Origin of the sequence: Mesorhizobium sp. B2-4-14 (assembly GCF_006442155.1) — a bacterium.
In the GTDB taxonomy this organism is placed as follows: Bacteria; Pseudomonadota; Alphaproteobacteria; order Rhizobiales; family Rhizobiaceae; genus Mesorhizobium.
Genome location: NZ_VFVA01000003.1, coordinates 295,784 through 318,167 on the forward strand (window position 1 = coordinate 295,784; position 22,384 = coordinate 318,167).

Annotated in this window: 20 protein-coding genes; 8 read left to right on the forward strand and 12 right to left on the reverse strand. The window is 63.7% G+C overall.

Features of this window, described 5'->3' with window-relative positions:
- Positions 1 to 118: 118 nt before the first annotated feature.
- The 7 genes from FJ938_RS04625 to FJ938_RS04655 all read right to left on the reverse strand — a co-directional run bounded on the left by FJ938_RS04625 (position 119) and on the right by FJ938_RS04655 (position 6,567).
- A complete protein-coding gene (locus FJ938_RS04625; protein WP_140691524.1) occupies positions 119 to 1,612 on the reverse strand; it encodes a hypothetical protein in 1,494 nt (497 codons plus the stop codon).
- Positions 1,609 to 2,064 (reverse strand): GtrA family protein, encoded by a 456-nt coding sequence (locus FJ938_RS04630; RefSeq protein ID WP_140691527.1) that lies wholly within the window; start codon positions 2,062 to 2,064, stop codon positions 1,609 to 1,611. Before FJ938_RS04630 ends, FJ938_RS04625 begins: the two co-directional genes overlap by 4 nt.
- Before the next feature lie 32 nt (positions 2,065 to 2,096).
- Complete coding sequence (locus FJ938_RS04635; protein WP_210241978.1) at positions 2,097 to 3,122, reverse strand: glycosyltransferase family 2 protein; 1,026 nt, start codon at positions 3,120 to 3,122, stop codon at positions 2,097 to 2,099.
- 110 nt (positions 3,123 to 3,232) lie between these two features.
- The gene (locus FJ938_RS04640; protein WP_140613299.1) at positions 3,233 to 4,663 is read right to left on the reverse strand and encodes a HAMP domain-containing sensor histidine kinase; all 1,431 of its coding nucleotides are present in this window, start codon (positions 4,661 to 4,663) and stop codon (positions 3,233 to 3,235) included.
- Positions 4,660 to 5,334, reverse strand: a complete 675-nt coding sequence (locus tag FJ938_RS04645) for a response regulator transcription factor (RefSeq protein WP_140691530.1) — start codon at positions 5,332 to 5,334, stop codon at positions 4,660 to 4,662. Before FJ938_RS04645 ends, FJ938_RS04640 begins: the two co-directional genes overlap by 4 nt.
- A gap of 46 nt (positions 5,335 to 5,380) precedes the next feature.
- On the reverse strand, positions 5,381 to 5,767 hold the full coding sequence (locus FJ938_RS04650) for a hypothetical protein (RefSeq protein ID WP_140691533.1): 387 nt from the start codon (positions 5,765 to 5,767) through the stop codon (positions 5,381 to 5,383).
- Between the two features lie 182 nt (positions 5,768 to 5,949).
- Positions 5,950 to 6,567 (reverse strand): outer membrane protein, encoded by a 618-nt coding sequence (locus tag FJ938_RS04655; protein WP_140691536.1) that lies wholly within the window; start codon positions 6,565 to 6,567, stop codon positions 5,950 to 5,952.
- 502 nt (positions 6,568 to 7,069) lie between these two features.
- Between FJ938_RS04655 and FJ938_RS04660 the strand changes: the two genes are divergently transcribed.
- A complete protein-coding gene (locus FJ938_RS04660) occupies positions 7,070 to 7,333 on the forward strand; it encodes a DUF6460 domain-containing protein (protein ID WP_140691539.1) in 264 nt (87 codons plus the stop codon).
- Between the two features lie 9 nt (positions 7,334 to 7,342).
- On the opposite strand, the gene FJ938_RS04665 is transcribed toward FJ938_RS04660, so the two are convergent.
- The gene (locus FJ938_RS04665) at positions 7,343 to 8,245 is read right to left on the reverse strand and encodes a histone deacetylase (RefSeq protein ID WP_140691541.1); all 903 of its coding nucleotides are present in this window, start codon (positions 8,243 to 8,245) and stop codon (positions 7,343 to 7,345) included.
- A gap of 132 nt (positions 8,246 to 8,377) precedes the next feature.
- Between FJ938_RS04665 and FJ938_RS04670 the strand changes: the two genes are divergently transcribed.
- A complete protein-coding gene (locus FJ938_RS04670; protein ID WP_140691544.1) occupies positions 8,378 to 9,718 on the forward strand; it encodes an MATE family efflux transporter in 1,341 nt (446 codons plus the stop codon).
- On the opposite strand, the gene FJ938_RS04675 is transcribed toward FJ938_RS04670, so the two are convergent.
- Together FJ938_RS04675 and FJ938_RS04680 are read right to left on the reverse strand one after the other, a co-directional pair.
- Positions 9,711 to 10,790 carry a quinone-dependent dihydroorotate dehydrogenase gene (locus FJ938_RS04675; protein ID WP_140691547.1) on the reverse strand — a complete coding sequence of 360 codons (1,080 nt, stop codon included), beginning with the start codon at positions 10,788 to 10,790 and terminating at the stop codon, positions 9,711 to 9,713. The two genes, FJ938_RS04670 and FJ938_RS04675, sit on opposite strands and share 8 nt — an antisense overlap.
- Positions 10,787 to 11,137 carry a DUF952 domain-containing protein gene (locus tag FJ938_RS04680; RefSeq protein WP_140691550.1) on the reverse strand — a complete coding sequence of 117 codons (351 nt, stop codon included), beginning with the start codon at positions 11,135 to 11,137 and terminating at the stop codon, positions 10,787 to 10,789. The genes FJ938_RS04675 and FJ938_RS04680 overlap by 4 nt, the downstream gene beginning before the upstream one ends.
- 108 nt (positions 11,138 to 11,245) lie before the next feature.
- On the opposite strand from FJ938_RS04680, the gene FJ938_RS04685 reads away from it, so the two are divergent.
- Together FJ938_RS04685 and FJ938_RS04690 are read left to right on the forward strand one after the other, a co-directional pair.
- On the forward strand, positions 11,246 to 11,680 hold the full coding sequence (locus FJ938_RS04685; RefSeq protein ID WP_140691552.1) for a hypothetical protein: 435 nt from the start codon (positions 11,246 to 11,248) through the stop codon (positions 11,678 to 11,680).
- A gap of 126 nt (positions 11,681 to 11,806) precedes the next feature.
- On the forward strand, positions 11,807 to 12,466 hold the full coding sequence (locus FJ938_RS04690; protein WP_140691609.1) for a response regulator transcription factor: 660 nt from the start codon (positions 11,807 to 11,809) through the stop codon (positions 12,464 to 12,466).
- 35 nt (positions 12,467 to 12,501) lie between these two features.
- Here FJ938_RS04690 and FJ938_RS04695 read toward each other — a convergent pair whose 3' ends face one another.
- Positions 12,502 to 15,987 (reverse strand): PAS domain-containing hybrid sensor histidine kinase/response regulator, encoded by a 3,486-nt coding sequence (locus FJ938_RS04695; RefSeq protein ID WP_181169004.1) that lies wholly within the window; start codon positions 15,985 to 15,987, stop codon positions 12,502 to 12,504.
- Between the two features lie 242 nt (positions 15,988 to 16,229).
- Between FJ938_RS04695 and mscL the strand changes: the two genes are divergently transcribed.
- Together mscL and FJ938_RS04705 are read left to right on the forward strand one after the other, a co-directional pair.
- Positions 16,230 to 16,652 carry a large conductance mechanosensitive channel protein MscL gene (gene mscL / locus FJ938_RS04700; protein WP_140613288.1) on the forward strand — a complete coding sequence of 141 codons (423 nt, stop codon included), beginning with the start codon at positions 16,230 to 16,232 and terminating at the stop codon, positions 16,650 to 16,652.
- Positions 16,653 to 16,757: 105 nt separating this feature from the next.
- Positions 16,758 to 17,924 carry a pyridoxal phosphate-dependent aminotransferase gene (locus FJ938_RS04705; RefSeq protein ID WP_140613287.1) on the forward strand — a complete coding sequence of 389 codons (1,167 nt, stop codon included), beginning with the start codon at positions 16,758 to 16,760 and terminating at the stop codon, positions 17,922 to 17,924.
- A gap of 329 nt (positions 17,925 to 18,253) precedes the next feature.
- Here the strand turns inward: FJ938_RS04705 and hemA are convergent, their stop codons facing one another.
- Positions 18,254 to 19,531: a 5-aminolevulinate synthase gene (gene hemA, locus FJ938_RS04715; protein ID WP_140691561.1), complete on the reverse strand. Its 1,278-nt coding sequence runs from the start codon at positions 19,529 to 19,531 to the stop codon at positions 18,254 to 18,256.
- A gap of 280 nt (positions 19,532 to 19,811) precedes the next feature.
- Here hemA and galE point away from each other — a divergent pair, with 280 nt between their 5' ends.
- Together galE and FJ938_RS04725 are read left to right on the forward strand one after the other, a co-directional pair.
- The gene (gene galE / locus FJ938_RS04720) at positions 19,812 to 20,807 is read left to right on the forward strand and encodes a UDP-glucose 4-epimerase GalE (protein WP_140691564.1); all 996 of its coding nucleotides are present in this window, start codon (positions 19,812 to 19,814) and stop codon (positions 20,805 to 20,807) included.
- 201 nt (positions 20,808 to 21,008) lie between these two features.
- On the forward strand, positions 21,009 to 22,268 hold the full coding sequence (locus tag FJ938_RS04725) for a D-amino acid dehydrogenase (protein ID WP_140691567.1): 1,260 nt from the start codon (positions 21,009 to 21,011) through the stop codon (positions 22,266 to 22,268).
- The last annotated feature ends 116 nt before the right edge of the window (positions 22,269 to 22,384 follow it).

A 22,384-nucleotide genomic window follows, 5' to 3' on the forward strand; every position in this document is an offset into this window, starting at 1 on the left:
CGGCGCTGGCCTGCGATTCCTATTTTATCTTCGCGACCTTGTTGCTGGCGACAAAGCTTGGCCGGTATTTCGAAATGGCGAGCGTCGCGCCGGACAGGTTCGCGCGGGCGCGGTAAAATCAGGCGCCGGGAGGCAGGTAGATCACGGCATAGTCGTCCGCATAGGCGCGCTTCCAGCCCAACTCCGCGAAGAAGGGGATGCGGGTGTCGTCGGCTGTGAGGAGCGCCCAGCCGATGGCGTATTTCTTCAGCTGGGTCTCGAGCAGTGGTTTTCCGTCGCTGTGCCCCGTCGCCTCGTCGGTTTTCGTGAACCCGTTGAGGAACAGCTGGTCCGTCCTGCCGTCAATGTAGGTCTTGATGCCGTGGAAGATCAGCGTGCCGCCGAAATTGTACGAATTCAATACGTTGCCCGACAGGCGATGATCCCTGGCGAATGCGAGGGCGCCGTTCGCCGCTGTCGTCGGGCTTGGCGCGACCTGGTATGTGCTGCCGAGAACCGAGACGATGCCGACCGCCAGGACAGCCATCGCGCCGCAGATTGCATAGAACCGGCCGGCGAAGATCTTCTCCAGCCCATCACGCTTTTCCGTCAGCCATGTGGTGGCCGAGAGCGCAGGATATTGCCGTGCGATCTCGGCCGAGATTACCAACGGAATTAACAGGAAGGGCAAATATACAAATCGCAGATGGGCGAGATAGACGTGCAGGGTGAAGATAATGAACAGCGCCCTGGCCCAGCCGATCCGGAACCTCGATACCAGAAGTCCGAAAAACGCCAACAGCATTACCGCTTCCTGGAAGAGCTGTTCTTGGGCGTTGAACGGCCGCCATTCCAGGATGAGTGGTACCGCCTCGTTGCCATAGGCCACGGTGAGTGTGGCCAGGATGGCCTTCACGCCATAGGGATGCATCAGGCTGACCAACGGGCAGAGCAGGCCGAAAGCCGCCCATTTCGCCAGCAGGGCGGGTTTCGACAGGCCCGAGCGTGCCAGGAGATCGAGCCCGGCAAAGGCGGCGATGACGAAGCTCAGGGTGAACGTGGCATGCAGGTTAGCCCACAACACGACAAGCACGAGCAACCACAGGGGCGGGGCTCGCTCTTCCTGCGCGGCACGAAACAGCATTGCCGCCCAGACGACGATGATCGGCAAGGTGAAGACGTGTGGGCGTGCCGTGTAGATCGGGGCGATCAGGAAGGCCGCGACGAAGGCCAGCGCTACCGCCAGTATCGGCTTCAGCCATGCGCTGAGGAACCATCCCATCAGGAAGACAGTCAGGCCGACCGTGGCGATGATCAGTGCGACGACGCCGTTCCAACCGCCCGCGCTGTAGGCAAGGGCCAGAAGAACCTGCCCCAGCCATTCCTTGGCGATCCAGGGCTGGCCTGCAAAAGTATAGGAATAGGGGTCGACGGCCGGAAACGTCAGGCTCGCCAGGAAGTCCAGGCCGACCTTCACGTGCCACCAATTATCTGGATCCTGCAGGATCGCGCCGGCAAAGTCCGCCAGCACATAGGCCACGACACAGGCGCAGAGAAGACAGAATACCAGCCTGATGCGTTGCTCGTCCCCGAGCGACGGAGTGGCCGTGATGATTGTGGCGGCCCGGTTCATGTCGCGGTTCCGGTCCATGTCGCATTCGTTCCGGCCAGGGCGTCCCGGTCATCGGCGACGAAGACGAAACGGGCCGAGCCGAGATAGCAGATGACCGAGTAGAGGCAGTTGCCAGCCAGATGGACGAACGGGTTTTCGATGAAACCGGCGGACATGGCGGCGATCACGATTCCCAGATTGGCGCCATAGGCGACAATGAAGGTGATCGCGTACCGAACGACCGCGCCGGAGCGAAAACCGCCGGCACGTCCGAACGTCCATCGACGGTTGAGGAAGAAGCCAAGGGTGAGGCCCGCGGCATAGCCTGTGGCATTGGAGACGATGTCGCCGAGCCCCAGCGCCAACGCGGTCAGGATGAGCGTATATCCAAGCGCGGTGTTGAGAAGCCCGACGGCGCCGAAGCGCAGCATCCGCGAGAGATCAGACGGAAGAGCCGACCGCATCCTGCCCATGACGTTCCCGTTGCATCCGGTGAACCTTCGCCTCAGCCACGCGCGGCTCGTTTCGCCATCTCCTGCAGGCGGTGGACGGGCAGTTCGCTGTTCTTGGCCGGCTGGTCGCGCGAAACGATTTCGTTGACGAAGTAGAGCGGCCGCCGCTTCGTCTCCATGTACATGCGGCCGAGATACTCGCCGAAGATGCCGAGCACCAGGAGCTGGACGCTGCCCAGGATCAGCATGATCGCGGCAAGGCTCGTCCAGCCGGGCAGCACATTGCCGACGGACCATTCCAGCAGCGTATAGCCAAGCACGACGAGGCCGAGCAGGCCGAACATCATCCCCAGCAGCGAGGCAAACCGCAAAGGCAGGATCGAAAAGCTGGTCATCGCGTCGACCGCCAGAAGAACCATCTTCTTGAGCGGATAGTGGGTGGTGCCGGCAAAGCGCCGGTGCCGTTCGTAGGGGAAGGCGACCTGCCTCAGCCCGATCCAACTCACCATGCCGCGAATGAACCTGTAACGTTCGGGCATCGCGTTCAGATGGTCGAGCGCACGCCGGCTCATCAGCCGGAAGTCGCCGGAGTCCGGTGCGATGTCGACATCGACCATCCGACCAAGCAGGCGATAGAACATGGAGGCGGAAGCCAGTTTGAACCAGCTTTCGCCGTCGCGCTTCACCCTTTGGCCGTAGACGACGTCGAAGCCTTCATCCATCTTCGCCATCATCGCGCCGAGCAGTTCAGGCGGATCCTGGAGGTCGGCGTCGAGAATGAGGATGCGCTGGCCGCGGCAGAACTCAAGCCCCGCGCTGAGCGCGATCTGGTGGCCGTAGTTGCGGGCCAGGTCGATGGCAACCACATGGTCGTCCTTTTCGGCCAGTTCGAAAATGGCCTCGCGGGTGCCGTCGGTCGCCCCGTCGATGACAAGGACGATCTCGTAGGAAGGGCTATGCTCAAGACACACGGCGCTGACGCGCCGGTGAAGCTCGGCCACGCCGTCGCGCTCGTTGTAACATGGCACGACGACCGACAGCATGACTGGGCGGCGCGCGCCGATTTTTCCCGTTCCCACCAAAGCCTGGCTCCCGCTATGGCAATGGCAATAACGGCAATTGGTTAGAAAACAGATAAGCCCGACATGGGCCACCGACACTGCGCGTCTTGCGCCGTCCGTGGCTGCCATTACGAACGGACGGGTAACTCCATGCGGATGCGGGCGCCGCGCCATGAGCCCGTCAGGATCCGGATCGTTCCATCATGCAGCAGCGCGATCTGCCGGGCGAGGTTCAGTCCCAGCCCCGCCCCACGCGACTGCGGCTGCAAGCGATAAAAAGGCTCGAAGACATTCTCGCGTTCTTCGTCGGGAATGCCCGGGCCCTCGTCGCGCACTTCGATGCCTCCGGTCCCGTCGATGGCTATCGTGATCGTGCCTCGGCCGCCGCCATGCTCGATGGCGTTGCGCACCAGGTTGGCGAGCGCCCGCTCGATCTGCAGCACGTTGACCTCGACGTGCGCCTTGTTCGGCGACGGCTCGAAGGCGAGGTCATAGCCGGCCTCGATGGCGAGCGGGGCGAAATCGGCGGCGACCCGGCTGACGAGATCGTCGAGATCGACGATCTGGCGCTGGTCGGACGGGCGGTCCAGCGATTGATGATCGAGCAGTTGCTGAGCAAGGTGCGACAAGCGCTCGATGTCATGCAGCAGGCGCACGCTTTGTGGTTCCTGCTTCAGCAATTCGGCGCGTGTGCGCAGGATGGCGATCGGCGTGCGCAATTCGTGCGCGGCGTCGGTCAGGAAACGGTTGTGCCGGTCATAGCCCTGCGCGAGCCGGGCCAAAGCCTCGTTGAAGGCGTTCACCAGCGGCGCGATCTCCTGCGGCACCTGCTTGACCGGAAGTTGCATGGCCCGGGTGCCGATATCGATGCGCGCGGCCTGGCGCACGGTGTCGACAAGGCCGGCAAAGGAGCGGCGCACGACGGTCGGCGTCGTCACCAGTGTCGTCGCGCCCATGACGAGGATGACGGGCAACAGCAGGATTGCGATGACGACCGCGAGCGCCGGCAGGGCGCGCTCCCAATTCCTGCTGCCATCCGGATTGCGCGCGACTTCGACGGTGGCCGAGATGTTGATTTCGAGGCCGTCTGTCTGCTGGCGCGACGACTGCGTCGCGGCGACGATCTGCACCGTGCCGGCCTTGGTCGAAGCGTTTTCCAAATAGGCTTCCGGCTGCATGTCCTTGTCGGAGAATCCGATCGTGGCGTGGTCGGCCTCGCCAAGCAGATCGCCCAAGTTCTGGGTGTAGACGTCCGGTATGGTGCCGGAGCGGACGCTTTCGCCGCTGCCGCCGCGAACGATGTACCAGACATTTGGAAAACTCTCGCGAAACGCTGTGAGTTCTTCCGTTTCACGCACGATCAGCCTACCGTTCTTGTCCCGGTCGACGGCATCCTTGACGGCCGCGACGGCAGCCTCGTTGTCGATCAGCAGGCGCGGATTGGCGATCCACAGTGCTGCCGCGCAAAGCACGATGAAGATAAGCAGCGTCGCTGCCTGCAGCAGGATCAGCCGGCGGACCAGGATCCATTGCAGCGAACGCGCGCGCGCCTTCTTCACGAGGCCGCCCGCAAGAGATAGCCGAGATTGCGGATCGCCCGGATCTCGATGCCGGCGGCGACATCGTCGAGCTTGCGGCGCAGCTGGGAAATATGCGCGTCCAGCGCATTGGAGCCGATCTCGTCGTCCAGGGCGTAGACGGCCTCTTCGAGCGCGCCGCGCATGATGGTTCGGCCCGGCCGGCGAATGAGGGTTTCAAGCACCAGCCTTTCGCGCCGCGGCAGATCCAGGGCCTGATCCTCGACCAGCGCCTCGCGATGGCGGAAATCATAGATGAGGCGGCCGACCATCGTCTGGTTGGCGCGCGAAGTGAACGAGCGCCGGTGCAGCGCATGGAGCCGCGCAACGAGTTCCACCGTGGCGAAGGGCTTGACCATGTAATCGTCGGCACCGGCATCGAGCCCGGCGACGCGGTCGTCCAGCCCGCTCATCGCCGTCAGCGCGATCACCGGCACGTCCAGGTGCAAGGCACGCAGACGCGGGATCAGGCCGAGACCGTCGCCATCCGGCAGCCGGCGGTCCAGCACCACCGCATCGTGATAGCCAAGACGAGCCACCGCCTCGCCGTCGGCCAATGTCGCGGCATGGTCGACGATGATATCCAGACGCTCGAGAGCGGTCTTCAGCACGGAGGCCATTTCCGGTTCGTCCTCGATCAGCAGGACGCGCATACGTATTCTCCTTCACCCACGGCCGGTCGGGATCCGCCGCGGCAATTCATTCGCATTCCAGCTTTGGCTGGCGGAAATTGGTGACGAACCAGCGGCCGCCCGAAGCGCGTGCGTAGAATGTGTAGAAGCATTCCTGGCGCTCGATATAGCCGGGCGTTTCGGTCTCTTCATAGACGGTTCCGTGTTTTGTGTGGCGAACCTCGCCGCTCGATGTCCCGGAAACCGCGTTCGTCGACACCTTGCGCCATTGATAGGCGCGCTCGCCCTGGCCGAGGTCGACGACCGCTATTGGCGGACCATAGTCCAGAATGACCGATTCGACCGGTTGCCCGACATAGTTCTTCATGATGTCGGAGGCGCAGCCCGCGAGCGCGATTGCGATGGACACTATCTTCAGGGCTCGTAGGAAGTAGCCGGCTCCATGCATGGACATAACAGATTCCCATCGTGAATTTCACGCGCGGGACCTAGATCGCGAAGATTACATCGACATTGCAGCGAAGTGCCGGATCGGGGTCTATTGCGGAAAAGCCGTCGTCCAAAGGCTCGGGCGCATATCGAAACACGCGATCGCGCGACGCCCGGCGGGCTTCGCGCGATCCGATGTGCACCCTCCTAGAACCGATAATTGATGCCGGCCTTCAACTCATGACTGCCGATCGTGGTCTTGGCCGCACCAAGGGCCGATGTCGTCTCGACGCCGGGAGTGCGGACATAGTCGTACTCGACCTTGGCCGACAGGCCGCCGGCGAAGCCCTGCTCGATACCGGCGCCGACGAGATAGCCGACCTTCCATCCGTCGCTGCTGCTCAGATTGTCAGCCTTGTCGAATTTGGTCAGCGCAACGCCTCCGGTTCCGAACAGCAGCGTCTGGTCGAAGCTCAGGCCGGCCTTGGCCTTGGCCGCACCACGCCATTTCTCCTTGATCTTGCCGCCCTGGACGTTGTGTTCGGCACCGCCGAGATAAGAGCCTTCGATCTCGGCGCCGAGAACGGCGGGGCCCATCTGCTGGTTGTAGCCGGCCTGAACGCCGCCGCTGAAGCCGTTTCGGTCGGCGAACGGATTGGGCATCTTGGTGAACGCCGTACCGCCATGGACACCGACATAGGCGCCGCTCCACTGGAAGGCGGGGGGATCGTTGTAGGTAGGCGAGAGGTCGGCGGCTATCGCCGGTCCGAGAAGGCACAAGGCGAGGGTTCCCGCCGTCAGGACGATCTTTGCTCGAGAGGACACTGCATTACTCCAACACAGACGCGCATCCGACAAATCGATACGCAGGTTAATTCCCGGGAGCCTGCCCGTTGGGCGGCCATGCTCCGATTGGTGTCTTTCAGGGATGGTCGTGCGGTTCTGGGGACCGGCTTTCGCCGGCTGTTGTAGGGGGGCAGGGCGCCGCGCGGTCCATCACCTGAAAGACGCCTGATATCTCGCAGGTGAAAATTGCACGCACATTGCGCGACATTCGAAAATGATGATTTTGCGCTTTATTTTCAATAAATTAAAATAATCTTGTTTACCTATGTTTAAGAAATGCGGAGCCTCTGAATCCTGAGTCTCGATCATCCGGATGAAGGGCCGCACCGTTCCGGCTCGTTCGCCGCTCGGATGCTCGAGCGGTGACGGCTTCCCGCGGCACGTTTCCCGCGTACGGACCGCTCTAGCTTGATGGATGGCCGCCAAGCACGTATCTCTGGGCCGTGCCCGTGAGTCCGGGCATCTCAATCGGGAGACGGCCTTGTCGGCACTGACACGCATTCTCGGCGACTCGCGGCTCAGGGTGATCCTGAAGCTGCTGGTGGTGTCGTTTCTCGTCGGACTGGTCATGAATGCCTTCGGCTGGTCGCCGTTGGATGTCTTCTATGGCATCCAGAAGTTCTTCATCGATCTGTGGAATCTGGGTTTCCACGCCATGGACCGTTTCCTTGGCTACATCATGCTCGGCGCCGCGATCGTCGTGCCGGCCTTCGTCCTGCTCAGGATCGCCAACTACCGGAAATAGCTTTCCTGATCAGGCGTAGCCCGACGCGACCTCGAACAGGAGGGCGTGGCGGGCGGCAAGTGCCGGCACATCCGTGGAATAGCCGCCACCGATCACCCCGCAGACCGGAATGCGGCGCGCGCGGAAATGACTGATGACGGTCTCGTCGCGGGCGCGAAGTCCGTCATTGGAAAGTGCCAGCCGGCCAAGCCGGTCCTCGGCATGGACGTCGACGCCGGCGTTGTAGAAAACGATGTCCCAGTGCGCTCTGGCCGACAGCTCCGGCAGGATCGTGGCCAGCCTTTCAAGATAGGCGGCATCGCCCGTGCCGTCGGGCAGTGCGATGTCGAGGTCGGAAGCGATCTTGCGCGCGGGGTAGTTGCGCTCACCATGCATGGAAAAGGTGAACACGCGCGGCTCGTCGCTCAGAATATCCGCCGTGCCGTCGCCTTGATGCACGTCGAGATCGACGACCAATATGTTGTGTGCCGCACCCTCTGCGAGCAGCATCAGCGAAGCGACCGCGACGTCGTTGAAGGTGCAGAAGCCGGCGCCCTGCGCGCGCCGTGCGTGATGGCTGCCGCCGGCGGTGTTGCAGGCAATGCCGTGGCGCAAGGCAAGCCGCGCCGCAAGTGCTGTGCCGCCCGTGGCAAGCTGTGCGCGCAGCGAAACGCGCGGGCCGACCGGAAAGCCGATCTCGCGCTCGATCTTCTCCGGGACAGAGCAGGTGATGACCTGGTCGACATAATCCGTCGCGTGAGCAAGCTTCAGCCATGACGCTGGCGCGGGTTCCGCAGTGTTGAGCGCATTGGGTCCGACCAGGCCGCGGGTCCGCAAGGCCTCCATCAGCAAGGGGTACTTGCTCATCGGAAAGCGATGATTGACGGCAAAGCCGGCGTCATAGTCGGGGTGGTGGACGATCTGCAGGGGCATGAACGGGAACCGGCGGCTTCGCGCCAGAGCGGGATTTCGGTTGGCCGTCGCGTGAAGAATGATTGCGCGGTGGCCGGAAAATGGGGCACATCGGCTCTCCGATCAAGCAGCAATCAGCAAGGCAGTGATCCCTTGGACAAGGGTGCAACCTCGGCCGACGCCAGATATTTTGTCGTCACCAACCGTTCCGTGCTCGCCATCGCGGTGCCGATGACGCTTGCCTACCTGACGACGCCAATGCTCGGCCTGGTCGACACGGCCGTGGTCGGCCAGTTCGGCGACGCCGCCTTGCTCGGCGGCCTTGCGGCGGGCGCGCTGGTCTTCGACGTCGTCTTCACCTCCTTCAACTTCCTGCGCTCGGGCACCACCGGCCTCGTCGCCCAGGCGTTCGGGCGTGGCGATGCGCTCGAGGAGCAGGCGGTGTTCTGGCGCGCCGTTCTCATCGCGATCGTCGCCGGTATCGTGCTGGCGGCACTTTCGCCAGTGCTCGCCGTCGGCGGTCAGCGGTTCATGGATGCCGGGCCGCGCGTCAGCGAGGCGATGGGCATCTACATCAGGATCAGGCTCCTCGCCGCCCCCTTCTCGCTGATCAACTACGCCATCCTCGGCTATGTCCTGGGGCGCGGCGAGGGAGGGCTGGGGCTGGTGCTGCAACTGGTGCTGAATGGCATCAACATCATACTCTGCTTCCTGCTCGGCCTGGAGCTTGGCTGGGGCGTCGCCGGTGTCGCCTGGGCGACCGTCACCGGCGAATTCCTGGCCATGCTGCTGGGTCTTGCCATCGTTGTCAGACGCTTCCGCGCGACGCCGCCCCTACCACGCCATCGGCTGCTCGACATGGCCGCCTTCCTGCGCATGCTGTCGCTCAACCGCGACATCATGATCCGCTCCTTCTCTCTGCTTGCGGCTTTTGCGCTGTTCACCCGCCAGGGCGCGCAGTTCGGCACGGTGACGCTCGCCGCCAATGCGGTCCTGATGAATTTCTTCCTCGTCGCTGGCTATTTCCTCGACGGCTTCGCCACCGCCGCCGAACAGCTCGCCGGCCGAGCCGTCGGCGCGCGTGCCGAACGGCCCTTCCGGCAGGCGGTGCGGCTGACCTTGCTCTGGGGCCTTGGGTTGGCCGGTGCCGCGACGCTGGTGCTGCTCCTGGCCGGCACCAAGCTGGTCGCCATCGTCACGACGTCGCAGGAGGTCCGCGCCGTGGCCGACATCTATCTGCCCTGGGCGGCGTTCACCGCTCTGAGCGGTGTGCTGGCGTTCCAGATGGACGGCGTTTTCATTGGCGCGACCTGGTCACGCGACATGCGCAATATGATGCTGCTGTCGTTCCTCGTTTTTGCCGTCGCGCTGCTCACGCTGGCGCCTGCCTTCGGCAATCACGGCCTTTGGGCGGCATTGCACGTGTTTCTGCTGGCGCGCGGCTTCAGCCTGCTGACAATTCTGCGGCTACGGGTGCGGACGGCCTTCAGCTGAGCGGCTTCGATGCCCATTGATCGAGATGGCTATCGCGCAAGTCGCGAATGGACTTCAGCCGCTCGGTCTCGGCAAATCGCGCCATCCCGGCGACGATCCGGCCCGGCAGCGCCGGTCCGGCATAGATCATGCCGGTGTAGAGCTGGACGAGATCGGCCCCTGCGCGGATTTTTTCCAGTGCCGTATCGGCGGAATCGATGCCGCCAACGCCGATAATGGCCATGTCCGGCCCGAGCAATTTGCGCATTTTTGCCAGCGCGATGGTCGATCGATCGAACAATGGCCTGCCCGAAAGCCCACCGGTCTCGCGTGCAGTGTCGCGGCTGCGCAGCGGCGGCCGCGAAATGGTGGTGTTGGAGACGATGATGCCGTCGACCCGATTCCCGGCGGCTTCGGCGGCGATATCCTCCAGTTCGGCCTCGATCAGATCCGGCGCGATTTTCAGGAAAACGGGTGGCTGCGCGGATGCCGCGGCACGCGCGGCCATGACCCGGTACAGCAACTCGCCCAGTTGCTCGCGCGCCTGCATGTTGCGCAGGCCCGGCGTGTTCGGCGACGAGATGTTGACCGTGAGATAGCTGGCATAGGCAGCGAAGCGGGAAACGCCGCGCTCATAGTCGCCGATACGGTCGCTACTGTCCTTGTTGGCGCCGATGTTGACGCCGACGATGCCAGGGCGCCCCTTGCGCGCGGCAAGGCGCTTCTCGGCCGCCGCATGGCCTTCATTGTTGAAGCCCAGCCGATTGATCACGGCTTCATCCGCCGTCAGCCGGAAGATGCGCGGCTTCGGGTTGCCGGCCTGCGGCAAAGGCGTGACCGTGCCGACCTCGGCGAAGCCGAAGCCGAGCCCAAGCAGCGCGTCGGGCGCCTCGGCGTTCTTGTCGTAGCCGGCGGCCATACCGAGCGGGTTCGGGAAATCGAGACCGCAAAGCCCGACCTTCAGCCGCTCGTCTTGTATCGGCCGCCCGGCGACCGGCAGGCCGCAACGCAGCGCCGCGATCGACAAGCCATGCGCGGTTTCCGGATCGAATGTGAACAGCAGCTTCTGGCCAAGCCGGTCGAGCACACTCATTGCCCCTCCAGCACCGGGAACTGGTGGGTGCCGTCGGCACCAAGCCGCAGCGGCTTGACCCACAGCACGGCGCTCAGCTCCAGCACGCCATAGAGATGCGGAAACAGGGCGCCGCCACGCGACACCTCGTATTTCAAGGCGTCGCCCAGGCTGGCGCCGTCGACGGCGACCAGCAGAAGGTCGGTCTGGCCCGAGAAATGCTTGGCCGCCGTTTCCCTGGCTTGCGCTGCCGTCGAAAAGTGGATGAAGCCGTCCGCGATGTCGATCGGCGCTCCGGTGAAGCGGCCATTGGCTTCGGCCTCGCGCCAAGGCGCTTCCGGAGTTATCTTGTAGATAATCTGTGACATGGCTGCGCTATAGTCCGAACCAGTCATGCGGGGAAGGCCACGCCAAGGGGTCTTCCCCATTTCCGGCGCAAACATGCGATATTTCAGGCTTTGGCCATGGAGGACAACATGCGTCTGCAGCACATCTTGATCCCCGCCGCGCTCGCTTCACTGGTCGCGGCCTCAGCTTATTCGGAAGAAACCGACCGCTACCGGCTGGAGAAGTCTGGCAACGGCTATGTCCGCATGGATACGCAGACCGGTGCGATGTCGCTCTGCGAGGAGCGCTCCGGCCAGCTGGTCTGCAAGATGGCGGCCGACGAACGCGCCGCTTTCCAGGACGAGGTCGACCGCCTGCAAACATCGATGAAGGCAATGGACGAGCGCGTCACCAAGCTGGAGAATTCGCTCTCCGCCCGTCTCGAATCGAAATTGCCCAGCGAGGAAGATTTCAACAAGACGATGAGCTACATGGAGCGCTTCCTGAAGGGCTTCATGGGTATCGTCAAGGATATGGACAAGGACAGCGGCGACGGCGTCCAGCCCAACTCGCAGAAGACCTGAGCGCCAAAGGCAAGAGAAAGTGCGGCGCGCTGGTTTTGCCGCTTGAAAACGGCGCGCGGCCCCTCATAATCGTCCGACTGATCCCGAAAAGCCTTGAAATGATCGATGGGATTCGGGGAGGAATATTTGCCGTCAGGCTACACGTTCGTCATCGCCGACGATCACCCGCTGTTTCGCGGTGCGCTGCGCGAGGCGCTTGCCGGCATCGGCAATGTCGCCGCCATCCACGAGGCTGGCGATTTCGAAAGCGCCAAGGCGCTGGTCGTGGCCAATGAAGATGTCGATCTGGTGCTGCTCGACCTTTCGATGCCCGGCGCCAGCGGCCTCTCCGGCCTGATTTCGCTGCGCGGCGTGCATCCAGGGGTACCGTTGGTGGTGGTGTCGGCGCATGACGATCCGGCGACCATCAGGCGCGCGCTCGATCTTGGCGCGTCCGGTTTCATCTCGAAGTCGGCCAGCATGGAGGAGATCCGCGGCGCTGTGCAGACGGTGCTTGCCGGCGACATCGCCGCGCCGGTTGGCGTCGATCTCGGCGTCGAGCGCGATCCCGAAATATCGGACCTGATCAAGCGGCTGCAGGCGCTGACGCCGCAGCAGACACGCGTGCTTGGGATGCTCGCGGAAGGCCTGCTCAACAAGCAGATCGCCTACGAACTCGGCGTCTCCGAGGCCACCATCAAGGCGCATGTCTCGGCCATCCTGCAGAAGCTCGGTGTCGACAGCCGCACCCAAGCGGTGATCCTCCTGTCCAAGATCGGCAGCGACCCGCTGCAGACGAGCGGCTGATCCGCTCTTGTCGTCGCATCAAGAGACACGATGCCTTATTCGGCAGCCGGTGCCAGCGGCCTGACCCTGGCCATCATCGAGCGCAGCACCGCCGGCTTCAGCGGCTTGTTGATCACCGGCACGTCGAGCTCGCTTGCCGCGGCGCGCACCTCGTTGGAACGGTCGGCGGTGACCAGCACGCACGCCAGATCCTGGCCGTAAGCCGCGCGCAGGGTCCTGATCGCGTCGAGCCCGGTCGCACCGTCCAGATGATAGTCGGCAAGCACGATGTCGGGCCTGCGCGCGCCAGGCCGCAGGAGATCCCCAGACCCGGAGGCGGTATCGACGCTGCACCCCCAGCCTTCGAGCAGCAACCGCATGCCGTCGAGGATACGCGCGTCGTTGTCGATGCAAAGCACTGCGAGCCCGGCAAGCGAGGACGCCGTGCGCGCTGGTACTTTCTCGGTCTCCCGCCTGGGCGCCGCCAAAGCCGCCACCGGCAGGATGACGGAAAAACGCGTGCCTTTGCCCGGGTTCGAGAAAATGCGGATTTCGAGCCTGAGCACCCGGGCGATGCGGTCGACAATGGAGAGGCCGAGGCCAAGGCCTTCGGCTTCGCGCGCCCCTTCGTCCAACCGCGTGAACTCATGGAAGACAGTGTTCAGCTTGTCGCCGGCGATGCCAATGCCGGTGTCGATCACCTGGATCTCGGCCAGTTCGCCGCGCCGCCGCACGCCGACCAGGATGCGGCCGTGGCGCGTGTACTTTATCGCATTGGAGACGAGATTCTGGATCAGGCGGCGCAACAGGTTGCGATCGGTCATCACCGTCAGAGACGACGGCATGATCGTCAGCCCGAGCTTTTTCTCGGCCGCCATTGGCCGAAAATCATTGCCGATCTGGCGCAGCAATCCGTCGAGGCTGAAGGCAGTGTCATCAGGCTTCATCGCGCCGGCATCGAGACGCGAGATGTCGAGCACCGCGCCCAAGATGGTCTCGACCGATTCCAGCGAGGATTCGATGTTGACCGCAGCCTTGCCGGCCGGCCCCTTGCCGGCCTTCTCGATCAGTGATGAACAATAGAGCCGGGCGGCGTTCAGCGGCTGCAGAATGTCGTGACCGGCGGCGGCGAGGAAGCGCGTCTTGCCGAGATTGGCCTCCTCGGCCAGCATCTGCGCCTGCGCCAGTTCCTCGTTGACGCGGGTCAGTTCGATGGTGCGGGTCTTCACCCGCTGTTCCAGCGATTCATTGGCGCGCTTCAGCGCCAGGTCTTGCTCGACGCGTCCGGAAATGTCGGCATAGGTGGCGACGATGCCGCCATCCGGCATCGGGTTGGACCGCAGTTCCAAGATGCGGCCGCTGGTCTTCAGCTCCATCTGCCAGGGGCTGACGAAACTGGTCAGCCGGTTGAGCATCGTCACACGCTGGTCGGCGGGAATATCGCCGCGCTCGGCCAAATGGCGCAGGATCTGGTCGAGCGAGACGCCGACCTGCCCCATCTCGTCGGGCAGGTCGAACAGCGCCCGGTACTGGCGATTCCAGCAGATGAGCCGGAAATCCCGGTCGAAGACGGTGATGCCTTGTTCCATCTGGTCGAGCGCGATCTGCAACAGGTCGCGGTTGTGCTGCAGCGCTTCGGTCGCGTCGTCGAGCAGGCGGAAGGCATCGCGGGATTCGCGATCGTGGCGGCGGAAGAGCAGCGACAGGATCAGCCGCGCCGAGGAGGAGCCGACGGCGCTGGCCAAAAGCTGCTCCGAAAAGCGGATGACGTCCATGCTCGCTTGCTCCTTGCCGTGCAGCGAGGTGCCGGTGTTCTTCTCGAACGACTGGAAGGAGCGCTCGGTGCGCTCGACGCCGAGATAGCGCCCGATCGTGTCCTTGAGGTCGTTGACGGTTATGGCGGTGCGGAAGCGGCGCAGGCTGGGCATCGGGCCGGCGTCGCGCGGCACGAAGATGGAGGCCTGGATGCGCTCCAGCGGCACCGACGCCCGTGACAGCGAGCCGAGCACGAAGAACAGCGCGTTGATCGACAGGCTCCACAAGACTCCATGGTTCAGCGGCTCAGCGATGGTGCCGAACAGGGCCTGTGGCCGCAGCGCATCGAAGCCGAACAACCCATGCATGATGATGTCGGCATCGGGCGCGGCGAACGAAGGCAAAAGCAGCGTATAACCCCAGACGAGGATGCCGGCGACCATGCCGAGCGCCGCGCCCCGGCCATTGGCGCCGCGCCAGATCAGCCCGCCGATCAACGCCGGCGCGAATTGCGCGATGGCCGCGAACGACATCAGGCCGATCGACGACAGGCGCGCGCTGTTGGTGCTCTCGCGGTAGTAGAGGAAGGCGATGAACAGGAGGATGAAGATCGCTCCGCGCCGCACGTTGAGGATCAGCGTCGACCAGTCTTCGTTCTCCGAGGTCGAGCTCTTGAGCAGGCGGCGCACGAACAGCGGAATGACGAGGTCGTTGGAGATCATGATCGACAGCGCCACGCTTTCGACGATTACCATGGCGGTTGCCGCCGACAGCCCGCCGATAAAGGCCGCCATGGCGAGCACGTCATGGCCCATGAACAGGGGCAGCGACAGCACGTAGAGATCGCTGCTGGTGCCGGCGCCGACCAGCGACAGGCCGGCGAAGGCGATCGGCAGCACGAACAGGTTGATCGCCACCAAGTAGAGCGGAAACACCCAGGTCGCGGTGCGCAGTTCGGCCTCGCCGCGGTTCTCGACGATGGTCACGTAGAACTGCCGCGGCAACAGAATGATGGCGAAGCCGCTCAGCCCCGTCAGCACCAGCCAGGTGGCGAGCGAGGTGTTGTAGCCCATGGCCTGGCGGACATGTGCGTTCTCAGCGAGCTTTGCGAACATGTCGCCCGGGCCGCCGAAGATCAGGAAGGTGACCATGAAGCCGATCGCCAGGAAGGCGGCGAGCTTGACCACGGTTTCGACCGCCACCGCCAGCACCAGCCCGTCCTGGTGTTCCGTGGCGTCGGCATGGCGGGTGCCGAACAGCACCGCAAAAAGCGCCAGGAGCATGGCGACGACCAGCGAGATGTCGCTGACGAACGGATCGAAGGAGGGCGGCGAGCCCGTATAATGCTCGACCATCAGGCTGACCGTGCCGGAGATCGCCTTCAGCTGCAGGGCGATGTACGGCACCGCGCCTATGGTGGCGATCAGCGTGGCGATCGCAGCAACGGCAAAACTCTTGCCGTAGCGCGCGCCGAGGAAGTCGGCGATCGAGGTGATCTTCTCGGTCTTGGCCAGCCGCACGATGCGGTTGAGCAACGGGAAGCCGAACACGAACACCAGCACCGGCCCGGTATAGATGCCGAGGAATTCGAGGCCGCGCTCGGAGGAGAGGCCGACCGAGCCGAAGAAGGTCCAGGATGTGCAGTAGATGGCGAGGCTGAGCGCGTAGATGAAAGGCCGCGCCCGCCCCGGCCCGGAGATGGCCGAGCGTCGGTCGCCCAAGCTGGCGATGGCAAACAGCAGCGTCACATAGGCGATCGCGATGATGACGATGAACAAGCCCTGCACGGCTCGCAATTCCTCCCTGGCCGGTTTGACGCCCGGCCCTCCTGCACGCAACCACAGCTTGGAAGCCGAGTCCATCGCGGCTTTCGGCGCATCGGTGTCTGATGACGTTGGGCAAAAACAAAGCGGTGCTTTCACCCTTTTTCCGGTTTTGCAACCGGGGGTTTTTGTTATTGTGAGCTCGGGCCGGGGCCGAAAGACATTGGTGAGGCGGCAGCGCGGCCGGTCATGACAAGGAGGGTCGCATGCTGAAAGAATTCCAGGAATTCATCTCCAAGGGTAACGTGATGGACTTGGCCGTCGGCGTCATCATCGGCGCGGCCTTTGGCAAGATCGTCGATTCTCTCGTCAACGACATCATCATGCCGATCGTCGGAGCGATTTTCGGCGGACTGGACTTCAACAACTATTTCATCGGGCTTTCCTCGGCCGTCAACGCCACCTCACTGGCGGACGCCAAAAAGCAAGGCGCCGTTTTTGCGTATGGCAGCTTCATTACGGTGGTGCTGAACTTCATCATCCTCGCCTTCATCATCTTCCTGATGGTCAAGGCGGTGAACAATCTGCGCAGGCGGCTTGAGGCCGAGAAGCCCGCGCCCGCGGCAGCGCCTCCACCCGCCGATGTGCAGCTTCTGATCGAAATCCGAGACCTGCTCGCCAGGCGATAAACGGGTCAGTTCGTTCTGGACCAAAACCCCGGTCGCTCGCGGCCGGGGTTTTCTGTTTTCGCATCTGGTAAAGAGCGGCAAACCCGGAGAGAAAGCGGACCTGTTATGAGCCTGATCGAGACCTTGCGCGCCGAAGCCCGTGCGGCGCCGGAAAGCGGTATTGTCGCCGTCGTCAACTACGGCCGGCTGCGCGACGGCCTGATTCCGCTTTGGGCCGGTGAGGGCGACCTGCCGACGCCGGCCTTCATCACCGATGCCGCGTCGAAGGCACTGGCCGGCGGCGAGACATTCTACACCTGGCAGAGGGGCATTCCCGATCTCAGGCAAGCGCTTGCCCGCTACTACACCAGGCATTTCGCCAAGACGTTCCCGGAGGAGCAATTCATCGTCACCGGCTCCGGCATGCATGCCATCCAGCTGGCGCTCGCGGCACTCGCCGGCGCCGGCGACGAGGTGATCTATCTGTCGCCGGCCTGGCCGAATTTCGACGCCGCCGCAGCGATATCGGGCGCCGTTCCGGTGCCGGTCACGCTCGATCATTCCGGCAATGGCTGGTCCTGCGACGTCGAGAAGGTGGCAGCGGCGATCACGCCGCGCACCAAGGCGCTTTTCATCAACACGCCGTCGAACCCGACCGGCTGGACCGCCGATCACGAGACCTTGCAGGCGATCCTCGATCTTGCCCGTGCGAAGAACGTGTGGATCATCGCCGACGAGATCTATTCACTGTTCCACTACGGCCACGGCCGCGCGCCGTCCTTCCTCGACATCGCGACGGCGGAGGACCGCATCCTGTTCGTCAATTCCTTCTCCAAGAATTGGGCGATGACCGGCTGGCGCGTCGGCTGGATCAAGACGCATCCGAGCCTGCAGCAAGTGTTCGAGAACCTGATCCAGTATTCGAACTCGGGCGTTGCCCAGTTCATGCAGCGCGGCGCGATCGCCGCGCTCGACGAGGGCGATGATTTCGTTGCCGAACAGGTCGAGCGGGCGAGGAAGGCGCGCGATCTGGTCTGCGGCATCCTCGGCGTTACCGGCCGAGCCCGGTTTACCGTGCCGCAAGGCGCTTTCTACCTGTTCTTCACGGTCGACGGCATCACGGATTCGCGCAGTGCGGCTTTCGAAATTGTCGACAAGGCCAATGTCGGCCTGGCGCCTGGCACGGCTTTCGGTCCCGGCGGGGAAGCGTTCCTGCGCCTATGCTTCCACCGCCGCCTCGACCAGGTCGAGGAAGCGGCGCACCGGCTGGCGAAATGGATGAAAATAGGCTGAGTCGGTTGGGATGGCCGGTCAGCGTGCGCCAGCAGCTTGGACCGCGACATTCTCCAGTTGATGTCCCGGCATGGATCCTAGGGTCTGCGCCGCGTCGCTTCGCTCCTTGCTACGCGCTAGGATGACGAAGGGACGAGTAGCTTGCGGCCAGTCGCCAAGGCTTACGAGGCCAATCTGCTGCTTCCGCGATTTGGCCAAAAAACACCCCGGTCTTCGTCATCCTGGGGTGGAGCAGGAGCGAAGCGACGTAGCGGAGACCCTAGGATCCATTCCATGACTTGCAAGCGACGCAGCATTGCAGAACCACGGCACTTTCTGGATGACGGCTTTCAGCCGCCCGACTTGGGCACCAGCAGCGGAATGATGCGGTCGCTTTTGGCGACCGAGGGCCGTCCGGCCGAGCCGTAGGGAATGCCGAGTGCATCCCAGGTCTCGACCAGCGCGTCCTGCAGTTCGGCGATCAGCGCGTCCGAATGGAACGGCGTTGGCGTGATGCGTAGCCGCTCCGTGCCGCGCGGCACGGTCGGATAGTTGATTGGCTGGATGTAGAGGCCGTGGACGCCGAGCAGGCGGTCGCTGGCCATCTTGCACAGCTCCGGATCGCCTACCAGCAGCGGCACGATGTGGGTCGGAGAGTCCATCACCGGCAGGCCGGCGGCCGACAGGATCTGCTTGGTGCGGCTCGCCTGCTGCTGCTGGGCCTCGCGCTCGGTCTGCGATTGCTTGAGATGGCGGATCGAGGTGGTGGCCGCGGCGGCGATCGCCGGCGGCAGCGCCGTGGTGAAGATGAAGCCCGGCGCATAGGAGCGCACCGCGTCGACGACGGCACTGGTGCCGGTGATGTAGCCGCCCAGCGTGCCGAACGCCTTGGCGAGCGTGCCTTCGATGACGTCGATGCGATCGGCCAGCCCCTCGCGCTCGGTGATGCCGCCGCCGCGTGGGCCGTACATGCCCACGGCATGGACCTCGTCGATATAGGTCATGGCGTTGTAGCGCTCGGCGAGCTCGACGATCTCTCTGATCGGCGCGATGTCGCCATCCATCGAATAGACGCTTTCGAAGACGATCAGCTTGGCGCGTTCGCGCCCCGCCGCCTGCAATAGGCTTTCCAGATGCGCGACGTCATTGTGGCGGAAGATCTTCTTCTCGGCGCCCGAGCGCCGCACGCCCTCGATCATCGAGGCATGGTTCAACTCGTCCGAGATGATCAGGCAATTGGGCAAGAGCCGCGCGATGGTCGAGATCGACGCTTCGTTGGAGACGAAGCCGGAGGTGAATACCAGGGCCGCTTCCTTGCCGTGCAGGTCGGCAAGCTCATGCTCGAGCTCGACCAGCGGGTTGGAGGTGCCCGAAATGTTACGGGTGCCGCCGGCGCCGGAGCCCATCTTGCCGGCCGCGTTCTGGAACGCGGCGATGACGTCGGCGTGCTGGCCCATACCGAGATAGTCATTGGAACACCAGACGGTGATTTCCTCGGCGCGGCCGTTGGAGCGCCAGATGGCGCGCGGAAACTTGCCCGCGATACGCTCGAGGTCGGCGAAGACGCGGTAGCGACGCTCGGCATGGAGTTGGTCGATCGCTTCTTCGAAGAACCGCTGGTAATTCATGTCGACTTCCCAATTTTGCGCGGGATCATAATCATTGGCCGATTGGTCGTCCACCGGGCCATTTTGGTCAAAATGCCACGCCCCGCACCTGTTCCTAACGAGGGCGGATCGTGGCCTATTCTCCATTCACGATACGCTCTGTGGATCACGTTTGTTTCAGCACGATGCCACATCAAGTGAACGCCGGTTACCAAGGGTTCTAATGGCCATCCGGCAGGCTTTCCAGTAAGGCGGTGTTTGAGACAGTTTCCGATAAATCTTGGGTAAGCGAGGACTTGGGATGACGGTTTTGGTGACAGGTGGTGCCGGCTACATCGGCAGCCACATGGTCTGGGAATTGCTGGATGCCGGCGAGAGCGTGGTCGTTCTCGACCGGCTTTCCACCGGCTTCGAATGGGCGGTTGCGCCAGAAGCAAAGCTGGTCGTCGGTGATGTCGCCGATAGGGAATTGGTAGGCTCGATCATCCGGGACAACAAGGTCGACGCGATCATCCATTTCGCCGGCTCGATCGTGGTCCCCGAATCCGTCGCCGATCCGCTCGCTTATTACGAGAACAACACCTGCAAGACACGCACGCTGATCGAGACCGCTGTGCGCGAGGGCGTGCCGAATTTCATCTTTTCCTCGACAGCCGCCGTCTATGGCGGCGCCGGGCTGGAACCGGTGCGCGAGGATGGCCGCCTGGCGCCGGAATCGCCCTATGGCCTGTCCAAGCTGATGAGCGAATGGATGCTGCGCGATGCTGGCCAGGCGCACGGCCTGCGCTATACCGCGCTGCGCTACTTCAACGTTGCCGGCGCCGACCCGAAGGGCCGCACCGGCCAGTCTACCCCTGGCGCCACCCACCTCATCAAGGTCGCTTGCGAAACCGCGCTCGGCAAGCGTCCGTTCATGCAGGTCTTCGGCACCGATTATCCGACGCCTGACGGCACCTGCATGCGCGACTATATCCATGTCAGCGATCTGGCCGCCGCGCATCGGCTGGCCCTGCAGCGGCTGCGCGCCGGAGGACAGAGCCTCGTTGCCAATTGCGGCTACAGCCATGGCTATTCGGTGCTCGAGGTGATCGACAGCGTGCGCCGCGCCTTCGGCCGGGATTTCGAGGTGAGAATGGGCGACCGGCGTCCCGGCGACGCCGCGGCCGTGGTCGCCAATTCGGACCTCGCCCGCGCGGAACTCGGCTGGACGCCGGAACGCGACGATCTCGACCAGATCGTTGCCGACGCGCTCGCCTGGGAACGCATCCTGACCGGCAAGAACTCCGCGCGGGGCTGAACGACAGCCCTCCTCTTGGACGCGCAAAGGACGCCGCACACCTGATGATTCTGCGCGTGATCCGTTCCGAACTCCGGTTCGGGGCATGCGCGGGGAGCTGTTGGGCCAAGGGCTCGCGGGGCGCATTCATACGCGGTATTGAGGCTCATCGGGAGGCGGCGCGCGGAAGCTTCCGCCCCGGCATGATCTTTGGGGAGGCGCATGAAGATTTTGGTGCTCGGAGCCGGCGTCGTCGGTACGGCCGCCGCCTATTACTTGGCAAGGGACGGGCACGAGGTGACGGTGATCGAGCGCCATGAGGCGGCGGCGCGCGGCACCAGCCGGTCGAACGCAGGTCTGGTCTCGCCAGGCGACGCCACCGCCTGGGCCTCGCCTTCCGCGCTGAAGACCTTCCTGCGGGGGCTCTGGAACCATGATCTCGGCATCAAGGTCAGGTTGAGTCTCGATCCCTATTTCTACGCCTGGAGCCTGCGCTTTCTGCGCGAATGCACCGTGGCGCGCATGCGCGCCAACACCAGCGTCAAGCTGCGGCTCGCGCTCTATTCGCGCGATTGCATCAACGCCCTCTCGGAGACCACCGGCATCCACTACGACGAGCGCAAGCGGGGTATCCTGTACTTCTTCCGCACGCAGAAGAGCCTGGACACAGGCACCGACAATTACCGCTATCTTGGCGAGCACGGCCTTCCGATCGAGATCGTCGGCCGCGACCGGCTGGTCGAACTGGAGCCGGGGCTGGCTGGCGTCAAGGAAAAAATCGCCGGCGGTGTCTACTCCCCGATCGACCAGACAGGCGATTCCAAACAACTCGCCGACAAGCTCGCCGCCTATGCGGTGGAAAAACTCGGCGTCAAATTCCTGTTCGGCACGACCGTTCAGGGCCTCGACATCGAGGGCGACACCGTGCGCGCCGTCATGACGTCGGCCGGCCCTGTCACGGGCGACGCCGTCGTGATCTCGATGGGGCCGGAAAGCGGCCTGCTCGGCCGTCGTTACGGCATCGATCTGCCTGTCTATCCGGTGAAGGGCTATACCGTGACCGTCCCGCTCGAGGACGAGAACAAAGGACCGACCATGGGCGGCGCCGACGAGGACAGGCTCATCGGCTATTCGCGGCTCGGCAACCGCTTGCGCATGTCGTCCACCGCGGAGTTCACCGGCTTCGACCGCAGTTTCAAGCCGAGCGATTTCAGCTCCATCCTGAACACCGGCAAGGATCTGTTTCCGGGTGCCTTCGACGAGACAAAGGCGCTGCTTTGGGCAGGCCTGAGACCGATGATGCCGAATTCGGTGCCCGTCTTCGGCCAGGCGAAATACCGCAACCTCTATCTTGACACCGGTCACGGCCATCTCGGCTGGACCATGGCCTGCGGTTCCGGAAAATTCCTGTCCGACCTCGTCGCCGGGCGCAAGCCGGAGATCGATCCGCAGGGCTTGCTTTACGGGACGGCGCCGCGCTGAAGTGTCCTCATTGCCGAGGTTGGTGCCGCCCCTCATCCGCCTGCCGGTGTCCAGCCGATAGATGGGTAACACTTTGAACCGGATAGATAGGTAACAGTTTTCTCCCTCATGATGGG

Excerpts from the sequence above, each read along its gene's own strand:
- FJ938_RS04645 (WP_140691530.1), bottom strand. The coding sequence starts at position 5,334 with ATGCGCGTCCTGCTGATCGAGGACGAACCGGAAATGGCCTCCGTGCTG.
- FJ938_RS04685 (WP_140691552.1), top strand. The coding sequence starts at position 11,246 with ATGCGTCTGCAGCACATCTTGATCCCCGCCGCGCTCGCTTCACTGGTC.
- FJ938_RS04630 (WP_140691527.1), bottom strand. The coding sequence starts at position 2,064 with ATGGGCAGGATGCGGTCGGCTCTTCCGTCTGATCTCTCGCGGATGCTG.
- hemA (WP_140691561.1), bottom strand. The coding sequence starts at position 19,531 with ATGAATTACCAGCGGTTCTTCGAAGAAGCGATCGACCAACTCCATGCC.
- FJ938_RS04680 (WP_140691550.1), bottom strand. The coding sequence starts at position 11,137 with ATGTCACAGATTATCTACAAGATAACTCCGGAAGCGCCTTGGCGCGAG.
- FJ938_RS04665 (WP_140691541.1), bottom strand. The coding sequence starts at position 8,245 with ATGCCCCTGCAGATCGTCCACCACCCCGACTATGACGCCGGCTTTGCC.
- FJ938_RS04675 (WP_140691547.1), bottom strand. The coding sequence starts at position 10,790 with ATGAGTGTGCTCGACCGGCTTGGCCAGAAGCTGCTGTTCACATTCGAT.
- FJ938_RS04625 (WP_140691524.1), bottom strand. The coding sequence starts at position 1,612 with ATGAACCGGGCCGCCACAATCATCACGGCCACTCCGTCGCTCGGGGAC.
- mscL (WP_140613288.1), top strand. The coding sequence starts at position 16,230 with ATGCTGAAAGAATTCCAGGAATTCATCTCCAAGGGTAACGTGATGGAC.
- FJ938_RS04650 (WP_140691533.1), bottom strand. The coding sequence starts at position 5,767 with ATGTCCATGCATGGAGCCGGCTACTTCCTACGAGCCCTGAAGATAGTG.
- galE (WP_140691564.1), top strand. The coding sequence starts at position 19,812 with ATGACGGTTTTGGTGACAGGTGGTGCCGGCTACATCGGCAGCCACATG.
- FJ938_RS04725 (WP_140691567.1), top strand. The coding sequence starts at position 21,009 with ATGAAGATTTTGGTGCTCGGAGCCGGCGTCGTCGGTACGGCCGCCGCC.
- FJ938_RS04705 (WP_140613287.1), top strand. The coding sequence starts at position 16,758 with ATGAGCCTGATCGAGACCTTGCGCGCCGAAGCCCGTGCGGCGCCGGAA.